This is a genomic window from Saccharopolyspora soli, from assembly GCF_022678645.1.
In the GTDB taxonomy this organism is placed as follows: Bacteria; Actinomycetota; Actinomycetes; order Mycobacteriales; family Pseudonocardiaceae; genus Saccharopolyspora; species Saccharopolyspora soli.
Genome location: NZ_JALBWV010000053.1, coordinates 47,949 through 65,386 on the forward strand (window position 1 = coordinate 47,949; position 17,438 = coordinate 65,386).

Annotated in this window: 17 protein-coding genes; 3 read left to right on the top strand and 14 right to left on the bottom strand. The window is 69.2% G+C overall.

The window, feature by feature from the left end; translation table 11 throughout:
• Nucleotides 1–10: 10 nt before the first annotated feature.
• Nucleotides 11–934 carry an extracellular catalytic domain type 1 short-chain-length polyhydroxyalkanoate depolymerase gene (locus MOQ72_RS32095; protein WP_242189520.1) on the bottom strand — a complete coding sequence of 308 codons (924 nt, stop codon included), beginning with the start codon at nucleotides 932–934 and terminating at the stop codon, nucleotides 11–13.
• A 201-nt stretch (nucleotides 935–1,135) separates the two neighbouring features.
• Here MOQ72_RS32095 and MOQ72_RS32100 point away from each other — a divergent pair, with 201 nt between their 5' ends.
• Nucleotides 1,136–2,428 (top strand): 3-hydroxybutyrate oligomer hydrolase family protein, encoded by a 1,293-nt coding sequence (locus tag MOQ72_RS32100; RefSeq protein ID WP_372495595.1) that lies wholly within the window; start codon nucleotides 1,136–1,138, stop codon nucleotides 2,426–2,428.
• A gap of 210 nt (nucleotides 2,429–2,638) precedes the next feature.
• On the opposite strand, the gene MOQ72_RS32105 is transcribed toward MOQ72_RS32100, so the two are convergent.
• The 3 genes from MOQ72_RS32105 to MOQ72_RS32115 are packed head-to-tail and all read right to left on the bottom strand — an operon-like array spanning nucleotide 2,639 to nucleotide 6,546.
• Nucleotides 2,639–4,420: a helix-turn-helix domain-containing protein gene (locus MOQ72_RS32105; protein WP_242189501.1), complete on the bottom strand. Its 1,782-nt coding sequence runs from the start codon at nucleotides 4,418–4,420 to the stop codon at nucleotides 2,639–2,641.
• 4 nt (nucleotides 4,421–4,424) lie between these two features.
• A complete protein-coding gene (locus MOQ72_RS32110; RefSeq protein ID WP_242189502.1) occupies nucleotides 4,425–5,753 on the bottom strand; it encodes an MFS transporter in 1,329 nt (442 codons plus the stop codon).
• Nucleotides 5,754–5,781: 28 nt separating this feature from the next.
• The gene (locus tag MOQ72_RS32115) at nucleotides 5,782–6,546 is read right to left on the bottom strand and encodes a 3-hydroxybutyrate dehydrogenase (protein WP_242189503.1); all 765 of its coding nucleotides are present in this window, start codon (nucleotides 6,544–6,546) and stop codon (nucleotides 5,782–5,784) included.
• A gap of 102 nt (nucleotides 6,547–6,648) precedes the next feature.
• Here MOQ72_RS32115 and MOQ72_RS32120 point away from each other — a divergent pair, with 102 nt between their 5' ends.
• Entirely contained in the window at nucleotides 6,649–7,263 is a 615-nt protein-coding gene (locus MOQ72_RS32120; RefSeq protein WP_242189504.1) for a GNAT family N-acetyltransferase, read from the top strand.
• A gap of 26 nt (nucleotides 7,264–7,289) precedes the next feature.
• Here MOQ72_RS32120 and MOQ72_RS32125 read toward each other — a convergent pair whose 3' ends face one another.
• Nucleotides 7,290–8,267 carry a GlxA family transcriptional regulator gene (locus MOQ72_RS32125; protein WP_242189505.1) on the bottom strand — a complete coding sequence of 326 codons (978 nt, stop codon included), beginning with the start codon at nucleotides 8,265–8,267 and terminating at the stop codon, nucleotides 7,290–7,292.
• A gap of 104 nt (nucleotides 8,268–8,371) precedes the next feature.
• Between MOQ72_RS32125 and MOQ72_RS32130 the strand changes: the two genes are divergently transcribed.
• Nucleotides 8,372–9,532, top strand: coding sequence for an MFS transporter (locus MOQ72_RS32130; protein WP_242189506.1), 1,161 nt, complete (start codon nucleotides 8,372–8,374; stop codon nucleotides 9,530–9,532).
• Here MOQ72_RS32130 and MOQ72_RS32135 read toward each other — a convergent pair.
• The 9 genes from MOQ72_RS32135 to MOQ72_RS32175 all read right to left on the bottom strand — a co-directional run bounded on the left by MOQ72_RS32135 (nucleotide 9,519) and on the right by MOQ72_RS32175 (nucleotide 17,331).
• Nucleotides 9,519–10,268, bottom strand: a complete 750-nt coding sequence (locus MOQ72_RS32135; RefSeq protein WP_242189507.1) for an alpha/beta hydrolase — start codon at nucleotides 10,266–10,268, stop codon at nucleotides 9,519–9,521. The genes MOQ72_RS32130 and MOQ72_RS32135 overlap by 14 nt on opposite strands.
• Before the next feature lie 44 nt (nucleotides 10,269–10,312).
• Entirely contained in the window at nucleotides 10,313–10,546 is a 234-nt protein-coding gene (locus MOQ72_RS32140; RefSeq protein ID WP_242189522.1) for an Rv1322 family protein, read from the bottom strand.
• Between the two features lie 103 nt (nucleotides 10,547–10,649).
• Entirely contained in the window at nucleotides 10,650–11,636 is a 987-nt protein-coding gene (locus MOQ72_RS32145) for a DUF3558 family protein (RefSeq protein WP_242189508.1), read from the bottom strand.
• Between the two features lie 231 nt (nucleotides 11,637–11,867).
• A complete protein-coding gene (gene dhaM, locus MOQ72_RS32150) occupies nucleotides 11,868–12,545 on the bottom strand; it encodes a dihydroxyacetone kinase phosphoryl donor subunit DhaM (protein ID WP_242189509.1) in 678 nt (225 codons plus the stop codon).
• A complete protein-coding gene (dhaL, locus tag MOQ72_RS32155) occupies nucleotides 12,542–13,180 on the bottom strand; it encodes a dihydroxyacetone kinase subunit DhaL (protein WP_242189510.1) in 639 nt (212 codons plus the stop codon). The genes dhaM and dhaL overlap by 4 nt, the downstream gene beginning before the upstream one ends.
• 13 nt (nucleotides 13,181–13,193) lie before the next feature.
• Nucleotides 13,194–14,189, bottom strand: coding sequence for a dihydroxyacetone kinase subunit DhaK (dhaK, locus tag MOQ72_RS32160; protein WP_242189511.1), 996 nt, complete (start codon nucleotides 14,187–14,189; stop codon nucleotides 13,194–13,196).
• Between the two features lie 194 nt (nucleotides 14,190–14,383).
• Nucleotides 14,384–15,898: an aldehyde dehydrogenase family protein gene (locus tag MOQ72_RS32165; RefSeq protein WP_242189512.1), complete on the bottom strand. Its 1,515-nt coding sequence runs from the start codon at nucleotides 15,896–15,898 to the stop codon at nucleotides 14,384–14,386.
• A gap of 73 nt (nucleotides 15,899–15,971) precedes the next feature.
• Nucleotides 15,972–16,949, bottom strand: coding sequence for a DUF3558 family protein (locus MOQ72_RS45345; RefSeq protein ID WP_242189513.1), 978 nt, complete (start codon nucleotides 16,947–16,949; stop codon nucleotides 15,972–15,974).
• 112 nt (nucleotides 16,950–17,061) lie between these two features.
• Nucleotides 17,062–17,331: a hypothetical protein gene (locus tag MOQ72_RS32175; protein ID WP_242189514.1), complete on the bottom strand. Its 270-nt coding sequence runs from the start codon at nucleotides 17,329–17,331 to the stop codon at nucleotides 17,062–17,064.
• Between the last annotated feature and the right edge of the window lie 107 nt (nucleotides 17,332–17,438).

The window sequence follows — 17,438 nt, forward strand, 5'->3', positions numbered from 1 at the left end:
AACCTTCCTGTCAACTGCTGGCGGAGCCCAGGGACCAGGATTGGGTCAGGTGCCAGGCGGCGCAGATGTTGACGTCCAGCAGGTATGCGCCTGCCCGGCCGCACTGGCCGTCGGCGGTGCCCGGGTCGATCGGTTGACCGTGCCCCATTCCGGTGATCGAGAACGTTTCGACCAGGGTTCGTCCGGTGCCGTCGCGGTAGACCGCGTGCGGGTAGCCAGCGACGGTGTCAGTCGCCGACGGGGTGTCCGGGATGCCGTGCACGTTGGTCCACTGCTCGACCAGTTCGCGCTGGTTCGCGTACGCCACCGTGTAGTCCGCAGTGCCGTGCCAGATGCTCAACGTCGGCCAGGGCCCCTGGTGCGAACCGGCGGCACGCACCTTGTCGCCCCATTGCGCCGGTGTCAGGTTCTTGCCGGGATTCATGCACGTGAACGCCTCCAGCATGCTCGCCGCGCAGCCGAACGGCACGCCGGCCACGACGCCCCCGCCTGCGAACATCTCCGGGTAGGCACCGAGCAGCACCGAGGTCATCGCGCCGCCCGCCGACAGGCCGGTGACGTAAACCCTGGACGGGTCCGCCCCGGTGTCGGTGATCGCGCGTTGGACCATTTGCGCGATCGACGCGGCTTCACCTTGGCCGCGCGTGGTGTCGCCGGGTTGGAACCAGTTGAAGCACCGGCTGGCGTTGTTCACCGATTCCTGTTGTGGCAGCACGAGCGTGAACGCCGCGCGCTCGGCCAACTCCACCCACCCCGCGCCGGTTCCGTAGCCAGCTGCGTCCTGGGTGCAGCCGTGCATGGCGACGACAACGGGTCGTCCTTGTGGCAGACCGTCCGGTACGTACTCGAACATCCGCAGCGCGCCCGGATTCGTGCCGAACCCGGTCACTTCGCGGATTTCGGCCGCCGACGCCGCCGGGGCGACGGCTAACATGGCCAGCAGCACGGCCGCGACCAGCGAGAAGATTCGCACTCAGACCACCTCCTTGTGGCTTGTGCCACACAAGGTAGGGACATGGTGCAACCACTTCCACAGTGGACAGCAATACACCTCGGACCCATTTTGTGTGTCGGATCCACATATTCGATCGACCTGACATGTCCTACCGTCACGGCGAGCACAAGGAGGTGCCCCGTGCCCAGCCGAATCGCCGCGCTGTCCGCTGCGCTGCTCACCAGCGCGTTGCTCGTTCCGGCCGAATCCACCGCGCAACCGGCCGATTGCCGCCCCGCAGTGCGAGTTCCCGGTGCCGCGCATCAGGAATCGGCCTGCCTCGATGACCTGACCACGACCGGCACGCTCAACTCCAGGCACACGGTGCAGGCCGATTGGGCGGGCCTGACCGCCGAGGACCTGCCCGCGCCCGGCGAGGTGCCGGGCATCCAGATCGACGGGTACTTCTCGGACACCTCCACGACCAACACCCATCACGGCTGGAACCACGATGCCCAGTTCGTGTTGCGTCTGCCGCGGCAGTGGAACGGTGGCTTGGTCGTCACCGGAACTCCCGGCAACCGCAGGCAGTACGCCAACGATCGCGCGATCGCCGACCAGGTCTTGGCGGCCGGTTATGCCTTCGCCGCGACCGACAAGGGCAACACCGGTGCGGAGTTCTTCACCGACGGCGACCGACCTGGGGATGCGCTCGTCGAGTGGAACCAGCGAGTCACCCAACTGACCATCGCCGCCAAGCTCACCGCCGCGCGGTACTACGGTCGACCCCCGTCCCGGACGCTCGCCGCGGGGCTTTCCAACGGCGGCTACCTGGTGCGCTGGCAACTGGAGAACCGGCCTTGGCTCTACGACGGCGGAGTCGACTGGGAAGGAACGTTGTGGACCCAGCAGGACAACCTGCTGACCTTCCTGCCACCCGCACTGCGCGCCTTCCCCGCCGGGGACGAGTCAGCGATCTCGGCAGCTGGGTTCGCGCCGGACTCGCAGTTCCTGTGGGACTACCACTACCGCGTCTACTGGGATCTGACTCAGCGGATCTACCGCGAAGAGCTCGATCCCGGATACGACGGCGACCGGCTGGCCGGAATCCCGTTCTGCGCCAGCGGAACCGAGGGCTGCGACGCTGATTACGAATACGCTGAACGCCCTGCCGAAGTGCACCGCGCGGTCGAGCGGATCGCGCTCACCGGCCGGATCGGCAAGCCGCTGATCACGCTGCACGGCACCCTCGACACGCTGCTGCCGATCAGCCGGGATTCCGACGTCTACGCGCGGATGGTCGCCGAGTCGGGTAGGACCGACCTGCACCGCTACCACCGGATCGAGAACGGCAACCACACCGACGGCTTGGTCGACGAATTCCCGGACCGGCTGCGCCCGCTGGCCCCGTGCTTCCGCACAGCGATCAGCGAGCTCGAAGACTGGCTAGACGGCAGCCCATCGGCGGACGCGACCGGCAATACGTGCTCATGAGTGAAATCCCGGTTCTTGGCGAATCGGTTTGCGCAGCAGTGCGGGTGGCGGAAGCGGCTCACGCCGCTTGCCCTGACGACCATCCGCCGTAATGGAAAGACCGGCGGCATCGTTGTCCTCCAGCACCCACAATCGCGCCCAGTCATAGTCGAAGTTTCGAATCTGCTCGCAGGCCGCGCCAACAGGCGTCGACCGATACGAGCGCAGTGCTCAGGCCGGATCTCGCAAGGTGTGCAGGCGCAGTGCGAGTTGGATCTCCAGGGCTCGGTCCGGGGTCTGCCAGGCGGCACCGAGCAGCGATCCGATCCGGTCGAGCCGCTGCACGACCGTGTTGACGTGCACGTGCAGCGCGTCTTTGGCGCGGGTGAGGTTTCCACCAGCGGCGAAGTAGGCGTGCAACGTGCGGACCAGTTCGGTCCCGCGCCGGGCGTCGTAGTCGAGCACCGGACCGATCGTTCGGCGCACGAAACCGCTCAGGTCGGACTGCTCACCCAGCAGTACGCCGAGAAAACCGAGTTCGGCCATCGAAGCGCCTTCCCCGATCCGACCAAGCGCGAGAAGGGCCCGCAGGCAACGGGCGGCTTCGGCGTGCGCTTCGGCGATCTGCTGCGGACCGCGTGCGGGACCAGCCGCACCAACGGTGACCGGACCGTCCACAGCGGACCGCAGCGCTTCGGCGATCCGGGACGCCAGTGGTCCCGGCTCGCCCGCCGGAACCAGGAGGACGACCTCCTCGGCGTGTATTCCAGCAAGTGCCGCGCATCGCCCCGCCGCCAGCGCCAGCCTGGTGCGAGGCACCTCGGCGGCGTGCGCGATGAGCACCGCGTGCGGTTCGACGAGGTCCAGTCCGAGTCGTTCGGCGCGGGCGAGCAGCGCACCGGGATTGCGGTCCGGTGCGGTCAGCAGGTCGGTGAGCAGTTCGCCGCGCACCTCGTCCTCCGCCTTGGCCACGGATCGGCGCAGCATCAGCAGCAGCGCGGTGACCACCGCCGCCCGCTCGAACAGCCGCCGGTCGGCGTCGACCAGGTCCGCCCGACCGGCCAGCACGATGCTGCCCAGCAGTTCCGGCCCGGCCTGCACCGCGCACACCCAACCATCCGATGTGGACACTGCGCGACCTGCGGCACGCGAGGTGGCGACGGCCTCCGCTGGGGGCGCGAGCGGCGCGGCATTGGTCAGCGCGGTGCCGTCCGCGTCGAACATCCCGATCGCACCGTGCAGCACATCAGCCACTGCCGCGGCCACCTCGGGCACATCGCCGCCGCGCAGCACCAGGTCCATCAACCGGTCGTGGGCTTCCTCCGCGCGGTGCAGCGCGGCGCTGTGCGCGCTGATCTCTTCCAGCAGAGCGGCGTTGTCCAGCGCGATCGCGGCGTGGTCGGCCAGCGAGGACAGCAACGCGATCTCGTCCGGGGTGAACTCCCGACGCGTGCGGTCCGAGGCGTAAAGCACGCCGATGACCTTGTCGCCGAGCGCCAGCGGCACGCCCAGGATGGCGGTCAGCCCTTCATCGCGGACCGCCGAGTCGATCGGACGGGTGTGCTGGAACCGCTCGTCACCGAAGTAGTCGCGGGTCGCATACGGCTGAGCGGTTTGCGCGACCAACCCGCCCAGTCCTTCGCCCATCCCGAGCGTCACCTTCTGGAACAGCGCCGAGAACGATCCGTCGGTGACCCGCATGTAGGTGCGCCCGGCGGCCTCGTCGTTGAGGCTGAGGTAGGAAACGTCCACGCCCAGCAACATGCGGGCCCGCCGCACGATCGACCGCAGCACCGCGTCGGTGTCGCGCAGCCGGGCCAGGTCGCTGGCGGTGTCGAACAGCGCGCTCAGCTCGGCCTCGCGGCGGCGGTGCGCGCTGAGCGTGGCTTGGATGCGCAACGCCAGCGCGGTGGCTTTGGCCAGCCTCGGGTTCTCGACCGCGACGTGCGCCAACTGCTCGCTGCTCGCGCCGCTGGCGAGCAGATCGAGCAGCCGGACCACGTCGTCGTTCACCCGCTCATCTTGTCACCGCCAGGTGGCCTTCCGGCGCGTCGTCGTGCAGTGAACTGCCCGCTGTCTCGCGCGCCAGCACGACCGCGACAAAGGTCAACGCGCACATCGCGAGGATGTAGATCGAAACCGGGACGGTGTTGCCGAAGTTCTGCAGCAGTGCCACGGCGATGATCGGTGCGAGCGCGCCAGCCGCGATCGAGGACAGCTGTCCGCCCACCGAAAGACCGGTGTAGCGCACCTTGGTCGCGAACTGCTCGGCGAAGAACGCCGCCTGCGGCCCGTACATCGCGCCGTGCAGCAGCAATCCCACCGTCGTCGCCGCCGTGATCACCACGGCCGACCTGCTGTCCAGCAGGGCGAAGAACGCGAAACCCCAGGCTGCCATCGCGACCGTGCCGAACAGGTAGACCGGCTTGCGCCCGACGCGATCGGACAGCGCACCCCACAGCGGGATCGTCGCGAAATGCACCGCCGAGCCGATCAACACCGCGTTCAACCCGACGGACTTCGGCAGTTCCAGCGGTCCGGTGACGTAGACCAGGATGAACGCGGTGATCACGTAGTACGACACGTTGTCGGCCATCCGCGCGCCGATGGTGACCAGCACCTCGCGCCAGTGCGACCGGAACACCGCCACCGCCGGGACGTTCTTCGTCTCCTCGCGCTGCTCGGCCTTCGCCTGCGCGGCCAGGAAAACCGGCGACTCGCTGACCGCGAGCCTGATCCACAGACCGATCACCACGAGCACACCGGAGAGCAGGAACGGAATCCGCCAGCCCCACGCCAGGAACGCCTCCTCGGACTGCGTGGCGGCGAGCACCGCCAGCACGGCGGTGGCCAGCAGGTTGCCGCCGGGTGCCCCGCACTGCGGCCAGGACGCCCAAAGCCCGCGACGGCGGTCGTCGCCGTGCTCGGACACGATCAGCACCGCGCCGCCCCACTCGCCGCCCAGCGCGAAGCCCTGCACCAACCGCAACAACGTGAGCAGGATCGGCGCGAGCACCCCCACAGCGGCGTAGCTGGGCAGCACGCCCATCGCGCAGGTGGATCCACCCATCAACAGCAGGCTCAGTACGAGCAGTTTCTTGCGCCCCACCCGGTCACCGAAGTGGCCGAACACCAACCCGCCCAACGGCCGGGCCAGGAACCCGATGGCGTAGGTGGTGAAGGCGAGCAGGGTGCCGGTCAGCGGATCGGCGTCCGGGAAGAACAGCTGGTTGAACACCAGCGCGGCGGCCGAGCCGTAGAGGAAGAAGTCGTACCACTCGATGGTCGTGCCGATCAGGCTGGCACCGACGACTCGCGCGATCGAGCCGGTTCTGTTGCTGGCCAAGGCGAACACTCCTTCGTGTCGGGCCGGATCAGGCTGCGGTCCAGCCGCCGTCCATGGGTACGGATGCGCCGGTGACATGCGCCGCGTGATCCCCGCACAGCCAGCGCACGAGTGCGGCGACCCGGCGTGGGTCGATGAGCCGCTTGAGCGCGGCGCGTTGCAGCAGGACGCGTTCGACCACTTCGGACTCGTCGATCCCGTTGGCCGCGGCTTGTCCGGCGATCTGGTCGCGGACCAGCGGTGTGTCGACGTATCCGGGATTCACGCAGTTGCTCGTCACGCCGTGTTCGGCGGCTTCGAGAGCGACCACTTTGGACAGTCCTTCGAGCCCGTGCTTGGCGGCCACGTAACCTGCTTTGAACGGGCTGGCGCGCAGGCCGTGCACGCTGGATATGTGCACGATTCGTCCCCAACGCCGGGCGCACATGTGCGGCAGCACCTTGCGGGTCAACAGGAACGGGGCGGTCACCATCACCTGTTGCATCCGGCTGAAGGTTTCCGGTGGGAAGTCCGCCAGCGCGGCGACGTGCTGGAACCCCGCGTTGTTGACCAAGACGTCGACCACGCCGGGCAGTGCGTCGACGGCCGCCGGATCAGCCAGGTCGACGACGTGCGCCCAGCCACCGACTTCTGCAGCGGTCTGCTCAGCGGCCGCGCGATCCACGTCGACGACGTGCACCTTCGCTCCGGACTCGGCGAGCGTCCGCGCACACGCCCGGCCGATCCCGCTGCCCGCGCCGGTCACCAGGGCCACCCGCCCGTCCAACGCGACGGCGTGCCGGTTGTCACTCATGCACCGGGACGTTAAAGCGCGATCCCCACGGCGCCTATGTGTTCGACCAGCACAGTGTTCTCGGTTTCCATAGCTCCACCCCACACTCCGGGGATGTGCAGCATGGGAACCTTCCTGTCATCCGGAGCCGCTGTGCCGCGCGGAATTCGGCTGCTCGGCGACAACGGGGCAGGTAGCGTGCGGGGCGTGGTCGAGCCCGAAGAGGTCCGCACTCGTCGGCTGGTGCTGCGTCGCATCCAGCCCGCCGACACGGATGTTTTCGTCGCGGTGCACACCGCTGCGGAAACCCACCCGTTCGACGCCCATGTCCGAGGAACCCGGGAACAGATCCTCGAACTGCTCGACAAATTCCAGCGGAGCTGGATTTCGGATGGCATCGGGTACTGGGCGATCCGGCTCGCGGGATCCGAAGACGTGATCGGCTTCGGCGGTGTGCGGCACTGGGTGGAAGAGGACGAGCCCGTGCTGAACCTCGCCTACCGGTTCTGGCCCAGCGCCTGGGGCAACGGTTACGCGACGGAAATGGCCGAGGCCGCATTGCAGTGGGCGCGGCGAAACCGCCCGCATCACCCTGTCATGATCGTGACCGATGCGGACAACGCGCCTTCAGCGCGGGTCGCCGAGAAGCTCGGATTCGTGCTGCACACGCAGCGCCATCGGGATGGCCTGCCCGAGCTGGTATTCCGGCTACCCGCCCCGCAGCCGTACCCGAGCTGACGTGAGCATGGGAACCTTCCTGTCACTCACCGCGCCTGGCGGCGGAAGGTTCGGCGGTAGGACGCCGGGGTCGTGGCGAGTTCGCGCTGGAAGTACTGACGCAGGCCGCTCGCCGTGCCCAGTCCGCTGCGTTCGGCGACGACGTCGATGGTCAGGTCCGTGGTTTCCAGGAGTTCGCGCGCCCGCGCGAGGCGCTGCCGGTTGACCCACTTGAGCGGAGTCGTGCCGACCTGTTCGGCGAACCGCCGCCCGAAGGTCCGGTTGCTCATCCCGGCGCGCTCCGCGAGTTGAGCGATCGTCAACGGCCGGTGCAGCCGCTGGCGCGCCCAGTCCAGCACCGGTGCGAGCCCGTCTTCCCTCACCGGGCCCGACCCCGGCGGGATGTACTGCGCCTGGCCACCCTCCCGGTGCGGGGCGATGACCATCCGGCGGCTGACGTCGGCCGCCGCGGCAGCGCCGAAGTCGCTGCGGACGATGTGCAGGCACAGGTCGAGGCTCGCGGCGGTTCCGGCGCTGGTCAGGACGTCGCCTTCGTCGATGTAGAGCGGGTGCTCGTCGACCCGGACGCGGGGATGCCGCCGCCGCAACTCGTCGGCGTACATCCAGTGCGTGGTGGCCGCGCGACCGTCGAGCAGGCCCGCCGCTGCCAGGATGAACGCGCCGGAGCACAACGCGGCCACCCGCGCCCCGCGCTCGTGCGCCGCGCGGAGCGCGTCGAGCAACTCTGCAGGCGGCCGGTAGGACGGCACGACGCAGGCCGGAACCACCACCAGATCGGCTTCCGCGACCGCTTCCAGCCCTTGGGGCGCTTGCAGCACCAACCCGCCGGACGCGTGGTGGGCCTGCGGCCCGGTCTGGCACGCGGTCAGCTCGTACCAACGCGGGCTGAGGTCGCGACGGTCCGGTCCGAACACCCCGCACGGCACGGCGAGTTCGAACAGCGGACAGTCCTCCAGCACCGGCACGACGACCTTGATGCGCCCGTCCCTCGCCACCGAACCCATGGCGCAAATCTATCGGATCGCGACGTTTTCGCCACTGGTCGACCCTGATCGCCACATCGAAGCTGGTCAGCGACATCGACCGACCGGCGGAAGGAAACATCTCCGTGCACGCACCACGGCACGAACTCTCGCCCGAGCTGCGACTGGGGCTGGCTGGCGTGTCCGCGATCGGCGTCAGCTTCGGCTTCGCCCGCTACGGATACGGCCTTTTCCTGCCAGAGATCCGACGCGAGTTCGCGCTGCCGATCGACCTGTTGGGCGTGATCGGCAGCGCCACCTACGTCGGCTACGTGATCGCGTTGGTCCTCGTGGGAGTGCTCGCCGCCCGGGTCGGCCCGCGCCCGCTGATCGTCACGGCGGGGTTGTCGGCCGCCGTCGGGATGGCGCTGGTTGCCTTCGCACCCAACGCGGCCGTGCTCGTCGTCGGGCTGGTGCTGGCCGGTACGAGCTCAGGCTGGGTGTGGGCGCCCTACTCGGACGCCGTGCCGCGGGTGGTTCCAGCTGCCCGGCGGGAGCGGATGCTGGCCGTGCTGCCCACCGGTACCGCATTCGGCACCGTCGCCGCCGGTGCGCTGACCTTGGTCGCCACGGGCCCCGGATGGCGGTACGCGTGGGCTTTCTTCGCCGCGGTCGCCGTACTCGTGACCGTCCACAATGCTCGGTTGCTGCCGGGTGGGGCGAATCCGGCCGGGCCGGAACCCGATGCACGCGCCCGGTTCTTCCGCCGCGCGGCCGTCCCGCTGTTCCTCACCGCGCTGTCCTACGGTCTGATCGGGTCGGTGTACTGGACGTTCGCCGCTGAACTCGTCGCCACCGGCCCGACAGCCGCCGCGCTGCTCTGGACGCTGATCGGCTCAGCGGGGATCGGTGGCCTCGCCGCAGGGGCCGTCATCGAACGGCTCGGGCTGCGGTGGACGCACGCACTGCTTTTCAGCATGCTCGCCGCGGCGGTCTTGGCGCTGGGTGCCGCACCGGGCTCGTTCGCCGCAGCGGGGCTGTCCGCCGTGCTCTACGGGCCCGCATTCATGGCGGTCTCCGGTCTGCTGGCGGTATGGAGCTACCAGATCTTCCCTGAACACCCCGCCACCGGCTTCAGCGCAGTCGTCCTCTTCCTCGGCATCGGGACGATCATCGGCCCGGCGGCGCTGGGCGTCGTCGCCGACGGCGTGGGACTGCCGACCACGTTCCTGGTGACCGCCGGGCTCGCGCTTCTCACGCTGCCGATCCGACCGGCGAGCGCCGCCGAACCGGTCAGGAGTCGATGATGTTGACCTGGCGGGTCTCCGACGGGCCGTCCCAGGTGCGCGGCAGCGGCGTCGGCACCTCCGGCGCGACCACTCGTACGATCGCGTCCAACGCGGCTTCCGCTTTGCCGACCCAGAGGTGCTTGGTATCGGGGAAACCGACCACTTCAGCCTGCGGGATCGCCGCGAATCTCCGACGCGCCTCGTCGGGCCGCAGGTAGTCGTCGAATTCCGGGACCAGCGCGTGCACCGGCTTGCCGGACTCCGCCCAGGCCCGCAGGTGGTCCTCGGTGCTCCAACGCAGCGGCGGCGAGATCAGCACCGCGCCCTGCACCAGCGGGTCCAAGCCGTGCACCAGTGCCAAATCGGTGCCGAACGACCAGCCCACCAGCCACACGTTCGGCAGGTCCTGGAACTCGGCGAACTCCAGCGCCGCGGCCACGTCGAACCGCTCGGTGTCGCCGCCGTCGAAACTGCCCTCGCTGCGCCCGGCCTCGCTGACCGTGCCGCGCGTGTTGAACCGCAGCACCGCGATGTCCGCGAGCGCGGGCAGCCGGAAAGCCGCCTTGCGGTAGATGTGCGAGTCCATCATGCCGCCGTGGGTGGGCAGCGGGTGCAGGCAGATCAGCGTCGCCCGCGGCGGCCGGGACTCCGGCAGGGCCAGTTCACCGATCAGCTTCAGCCCGTCGGCCGTGTGCAGCGTGATCTGTTCGCGGTTGGCTGGCAGCATCGTGTTGGCGCGGATCTCGGTGCTCATCACGTCGATCCTGCCACGAACGATGGCCGACATGGTGTGACGTACTACGACCAGCGCCGCGTGGGCCCGCGTCGGTCGCGTGCGTTCCAACAACTGGTGTGCCAGTGGCGCCGATCCGCCACGCTGCCGTGCTCCGCGCTCGGCCAGGTCACCACGTGTGCGACGCCGGTCCGGATCTCGTGGTCGCAGCCCGGACACCGGTAGATCTTCGTCGCCTGCGCCGCCGTGACGGTGCGCACCATCCAGTCGCCGTCGGACCCCTGCTCGACGCGGGAGATGTTGAAACCGGTACCCGCGGCGCGGTGGCTGGTGTCCGCGGTAAGCCCCTTCGGGCGCTGCGGTCGGTTACGTCGAGGCACGTGCACCACGGTAACGGTCCGGCTACGGCCCGGAGGGCGGCAGGTGCGGCCAGGCTTGTTCAGCCAAACCACGGGCGTATTCGCACGCATCGATTCCGGTCATGCCGGGGACCGCCACCACCAGCTGCGCCACCTCGACCTGCCCAGCGGCCGGATCGCCGAACGCGATGTGACCGGTCTCGGCCGAGCACAGCGGAACCTGCGGATCCCCGCCGACGACGCTGACCACGGTGCGCCGACCAGCTATCGACTCCTCGACCGCGGCGCCGTGCAGCACCTTCGGCGGATCACCGGCGGTGTGCATGAACTGCACCCGCGGCGAATCCGCCTTCTGCTCACCCCACATGCACTGGTGCCGCGCCGGACTTGACTGGGGTCGTGCCTGTTCCAACCCCGGAATCTGCTGCACGGCGGCGGAATCCAGCAGCGTGCACGGATCAACCAAGGCCAGCGAATTCGGCGCGAAGGTCCGGTGGCCGACGCGGTGCTGTTCCAACGCTTTCGCGCCAGCGTCGGCCCCGGACTGGGCGATCGAACACAGCCCGGCACCGGGATCGCCAGCCAACAGGTCGGCGCTGATCTGCAGCGCGATGTTGTCGGTGAACAGGATCTGCCGGGTGCAGTGCCCCGGCAGCGGTGCGTTCTGCACGATCCGCATCGGACCGCGTTGGGTCACCGGATCGCCCCGCGGGTTCGGATCGCCGTTCGCCAGTTCCCCGATCGCGAGCTGGACCAGTGAGCCATCGTTGAGCCGCACGTGCAACAGGCAGTAGTCCAGCGACACCGTGCCTGCGTTCTCGGTCGGGCCGAATGATCGCAAGCCAGCCGGATCAGCCAGCGTGCACGGATCCACGGTGCGCAGATCACCGAGCAACGCCTGAGCGGTACCCGCATCGCCGTGCTGGCCACCAGTTTGGTGCTGCTGCGGATTCCCCGTTGTACAACCCGCCACCAGCAGTACCCAGAGAAGCAGTAGCGACATGCCTCGGTGACGGAGACGCGGCGACATCGACTCAGCCTAACCTCGCCCAGCCCCAGCAGCAGTCACCGACACCACCGCCGTGACCGGAGGAAGGGAACCTTCCTGTCACTCCCAAGTCGAACGCGCCTCGGCGCGGCAGACGCGAGGAAGGGAACCTTCCTGTCAATCACGGCCGCGACGATCGGTGTCCGGATGCGAAGAAGGGAACCTTCCGGTCCGGGGTGGCAGGAAGGTTCCCTTGCTGCGAAACGGCGGCGGCTACTCGTCGAAGTTGCGTTTGGCGAGGTCCAGGATGCGTTCGACGGCTTGACGCGCATCGGGGCCGCTGGCGTGCAGGACGATCCGGTCGCCCTTGCGCGCCCCCAAACCCATCACACCCAGCACACTGGCCGCATCGGCTTCGTTGCCGCCCAACGAGATCTTGACGTTGGCCTGCAGGCCGGTCAGGCTCCGCGCGAGCAGCGCCGCCGGACGGGCGTGCAGGCCGACTTCGTTGGCCAGCTCCAGTTCCTGGCGGACTTCGTCCCCCGCCTTCGGTTCGCCCGGCTCGACGAGCTCGCCGCCAGCGGCCGCTGCCTCGGCGGCTCGGGCGACACCCTGCATGTCGCCGCCGCCTTGCGCCTCGACGGCCGCCGCGACCGCGCCTTCCACCAGCGGAGCGTCAGCGACGATCGCCGTGCCCGGATCACCGAGCGACTCCACGGCGAGTTCGGCGAGCATCTGCGCGCTGCCGAGATCGTAGAGCACCACAGCACCAGCGCCGGTGTTGGCATCCGACAGGGCGGCCGACACCTTCTCGAAGTCCGTGCCGATGCTGCCGTCCAGCAGCCCACCTGCTGCGATGACGCGCACGTCCGGCGCCATCTGCCAGGCGAGCTCTACGACTCCCTCGGCGAGCCGGGCGCTGTGCGAGACGATGACCAGTCCGACGTTCATGAGCGGGACCTCGCGGCTTCGGCGAATGCGGACAACAGCAACGCGGTCGAACGCGCACCCGGATCGATGTGCCCGGCGCTGCGCTCACCGAGGTAAGACGCGCGGCCCTTGCGGGCCACCAGCGGTTCGGTCGCCTGCACACCCCGGTGCGCTGCTTCAGCCGCGACGGCCAGCACTTTCGCCGGTCCTTCGCCGGAGTCCGCGGCGTTCTTGGCGGCTTCCACCGCCGGGGAAAGCGCATCGACCATGGTCTTGTCGCCGACGACCGCACGGCCGCGCGCCACAACGCCTTCCATCCCGGCCTGCAACGCTTTGGCGACCGCCGGGCCGTCGAGTTCGTCGACATCAGCGACTGCCGCCGCCGCGCGCAGGAACGCCGTGCCGTACAGGGGTCCGGATGCACCACCGACGGTGGAGATCAGAACCGTGGCGGTCAACTTCAGCACGGCGCTCGGTGTCTCCGGCACCGCCGTGTCCACTTTGGATACCACGGCACGGAAGCCGCGGTCCATGTTCTCCCCGTGGTCGGCGTCACCGATCTCCCGGTCCAGCTGAATCAGCTCGTCGCGATGCTCGGCGACACTCGCCGCACCGGCCCGCAGGGCAACGATCACGTCATGTGCAGTGCAACCCATCTGGCGTTCTCCCTCACCAGTGCAGCGCGGCGGTGTGCACCGGCGCGTCCCAGAGCTCGGTGAGCTCGTCGTCGAGCTTCAGCAGCGTCAGGCTCATGCCCTGCATCTCCAGGCTCGTGACGTACGGGCCGACCAGCCGCCGCTGGACGCGGATGCCCCGCTCGGCGAGCAGTCGCTCGGCGATGCCGTGCGCCAGGTAGAGCTCCAGCAGCGGGGTGCCGCCCATCGAGTTGGTGAACAGCAGGACGTCGTCACCGGAGGCGAACGGCAGATCTCCGACGATCGGATCCAGCAGCCGCCGCACGATGTCCTCCGCCGAGGTCAACGGCACCCGCGCGCGGCCCGGCTCGCCGTGGATGCCGATGCCGATCTCCATCTCGTCGGCGGCGAGGTCGAAACTGGGCTGCCCGGCGTGCGGCACCGTCGGCGCCGTCAACGCCATGCCCATCGACCGCACCTGGGACACGACCCGATTGGCCAGTTCTTCGCAGCGGTCCAGGTCCGCGCCACTTTCGGCGGCCGCGCCGACGATCTTCTCCACCAGCACCGTGCCGCCAACTCCGCGCCGCCCCGCGGTGTGCGTGGAGTCCTTCACCGCCACGTCGTCGTCCACGATCACGCTGCGCACCTCGACACCGTCGATCCCGGCCAGTTCCGCCGCGGTTTCGAAGTTCAGCACGTCACCGGTGTAGTTCTTGACCACCAGCAGCACGCCCGCACCACCGCTGGTCTCATCGACCGCCGCCTGCACCGCGTCGGGGGTTGGCGAGGTGAACACCGCACCCGGCACGGCCGCCGAAAGCATCCCGGCTCCGACGAACCCGCCGTGCAACGGCTCGTGCCCGGAGCCACCGCCGGAAACGACCGCCACCTTGCCCGGCACCGGGGCGTCCGCCCGCACGATCACCGCAGGGTCGCTGCGGACCCGGAGCAGCTCGGGATGCGCCGCCGCCATGCCCCGCAGCGACTCGGCGACCACGTCCGCCGGATCGTTGATGATCTTCTTCACCCGAAGGTCCTCCTTGCCTGCTGCGCCGACCGTCGACGTCCGGGCGTCGATGCGGGGACTGGCGCGATCAAACCTGGCCGCGAAATCCCCTCCGCGCATCCCCGCGCCCGCCCGGGGGTGCGAGAGCAAGGGAACCTTCCTGTCACCCGCAGCGCAAGCCCGGTGCGGGCACCGAGTGGATCAGCGCCGGTGGGTCAGCGCCCGCGCACCAGCCGGACCAAGCGCACCAGCCGTCGAACGGTGCCCTTCGACCGCCCGAAGGTCATCGGGTTCAGCGGCATCCGGTACCGGGCGCGGGTCACCGACTGCGGTCGGGTGAATTCGCGCAGCCCGTCCGCACCGTGGATCCGACCGAAACCGGAGTCGCCGACACCGCCGAAGGGCAACGCGGGTACCCCGGCGTAAGCGATCACGGAGTTCACCGCGACCATGCCGCAGCGCAACTGCCGCGCCAGCTCCACGCCGCGAGCCCTGGAGAACACCGCCGCCCCCAGGCCGTAGCGGGAGTCGTTGGCGCGGGCCACACCGTCGTCGGCGTCGCGAACCCGCTGCACCACGATGGTCGGTCCGAAGGTCTCCTCGGTGACCGCAACGGAGTCCTCCGGCACATCGGTGAGCACCACGGGCTCGACGAACGGCGGCCGAACCGAGTGTTCGCCGCCCACCAGCGCCCTCCCCCCGCGGCGGAGCGCGTCGTCGATGTGGCGGCGAATCACATCCACCTGGGACGGCATCGTGATCGGACCGAAGTTGGCCCTGGGCTCGCCGCCCGGCCGCAGCTTCCCGGCCCGTTCGGTGACCATCTCCAGGAACCGGTCCGCGACCGCGTCGACGACGTAGACCCGTTCCACACCGATGCAGGTCTGCCCGGCGTTGGACATCGCGCCCCACACCGCGGCGTCCGCGGCGGCGGCCAGGTCGGCGTCGGCATCGACGATCAGGGCGTCCTTGCCGCCGCACTCGACCAGCACCGGGGTCAGGTTCTCCGCGCACGCCGCCATCACCCGCTTGCCGGTGGCAGTCGAACCGGTGAAGGCGACCTTGTCCACCCCGGACGCGCACAACGCCGCGCCGGTCTCCCCGAAACCGGTCACCAATTGGAAGACCGGGTGTTCGGGCACCGCTTCCGCGAAGCTGTCCGCCAGCCACAGCCCGACGCCCGGGGTGAGCTCGCTGGGTTTGAACACCACGGCGTTGCCCGCGGCCAACGCGTAGGCGATCGAGCCCATCGGGGTGAACGCCGGGTAGTTCCACGGCCCGATCACGCCGACCACCCCGAACGGCAGGTATTCGACGCTGGCGGTCTGGTTGCCCATCAACACCCCGGCCGGGACCTTCCGGCGGCGCAACACCTTCTCCGCGTTGCGAGCCGCCCAGTGCAGGTGGTCGATCACCAGGATCAGTTCCAACCTGGCGTCGTCGAGCGGTTTGCCGGTTTCGGCGCAGATCACGCCTGCCAACTCGTCGAGGCGTTTCGCCAACAGCTTGCGCCACGCGTCCAACTGCTGCTTGCGGCCGGAGAAGCCGAGTTCCGCCCACGCCGACTGGGCTTCGCGCGCCGCGGCCACGCGCGCGCCGACCTCGGTCGCGTCGTGGATGGCATGCTGCCCCACCACTTCGCCGGTGCGGGGGTCGATCGATTCGAACGTCGGCGGCTTCGCAGTCGCCGCGTCGGACATCTCGACGTTGTCACGGGCGGTCTGCGTCATCTCCGGCCTCCCACCGTTACGTCGCTGGTTGTCATCGTGCAGCCTACGGAATCGGGTGGCCGACCGGGACCCGTCACGCGGTCGGTAGCTTGGCCCGCACCTGCCGGGCCAGATTGCTGGCGTTAGCGCAGGGATCCATCGGGATGCCGTCCATGTTCATCACTTCGACGTGCACGAACTCGCTGTCCCCGGCGGCGTTGGCGTTCTTGCGGTGCTCCCACTCGATCTCGCAGGTGGGCGGATCGTTGGTGGGCACCACCACGGCCATCACCCCGGAGAGGTCCAGGGGTGCTTGATCACTGCTCTGCAGGCTGCCGACGTTGAAGCTCACCTCCACCGCGACGCTGTTGTCCCCGAACCATTCACACCCGTAGAGCCCTTCGCCACCGGTGGAATCCGGTGTCGCGCCCATCATGGCGTCGCGAACAGCGGCCGGGTCGAGGATCCCGCACGGGTCGAACCCGGCCAGGCTGCCCGACACGCGAGGGCTGATCGGCGGTCTCGTCCGCACGATGTCGACGACGTCGGCCAAGATCTGCACCGCTGGCGAGCACATGTCCGCCTGCTCGCCGCGCACCTGGACCTCCAGCCCGCGCGGCGCGGCGATCAGCCTGGGCTCGGCGCCGGTGTAGGCCGCCCGCGCGAAGCAGGTGTCGGATCCGTTGTCCGAGATCTCGGCGGGCAATCCGCCGATGCGGTGCGTGGAGGGGTCGCCCATCTCGGAATCGAAGTAGAGGGTGACGTCGAAATCCTTGCCGTTGTGGTCCTTCATGTAGTTCGCGCAGGTCCCGAGACCGTCCGGGGTGAACTCCGGCGCGGGCGCGCCGTACTTGGCGAGGTCGGCGGTCTGCAGCGTGGCGCACACATCGACCCCGCGCAGCCGGTCCGGCGCGAATGCCTGGTCCAGTAGTTCCGGTTTGTTCAGTTCGTACTGCGGCACCTCGACCGTCCGCCTGGCCGACGTCGTCTTCGCCATCCCGGCGGCCGAGGTGCAACCGGCCACGGCCAGCACGCTGAGCAGCGCGGCGATCAAGGTCACGGGTCGGAACACGTCGATCACATTAGCGAGCCGATTGCGGCCTGTGGACGAGAACCTGCGGATCCGCCGGAAAGCCGACGGTTTCCGCACCCGAGGGTGCGGACACCGTCACGCCGAGTGTCCGCTACTGCCCGCTGGATTCCTCCGCAGGCTCATCCTCCGGCACCACGATCGGGCGCAATCGGGCCCAGGCCACGAAAACCACCGCGAACACGATCATCCCGAGCCCGGCCCAGAGGTTGATGTTCACCCCTGCGGCCTTGTCGACCTCGGCGGACGGCTGCACGAACCCCGCGATCGTGAGCACGACTCCGTAGATGGCGAACAGCAGCGCGATCACCACACGAATGTCGAAGGCACCCGCGGTGCGCCCAGAACCACCCTGATCCGTCATGGGGACCTCCTTGTCGAGCCGGTCCGGCCGGTCAGCCGAAGATGATGTTGAGGGCGATGATGAGGATGAGGGCGATACCGGCGAGCAGGCCGGGGCGGCGGTACCAA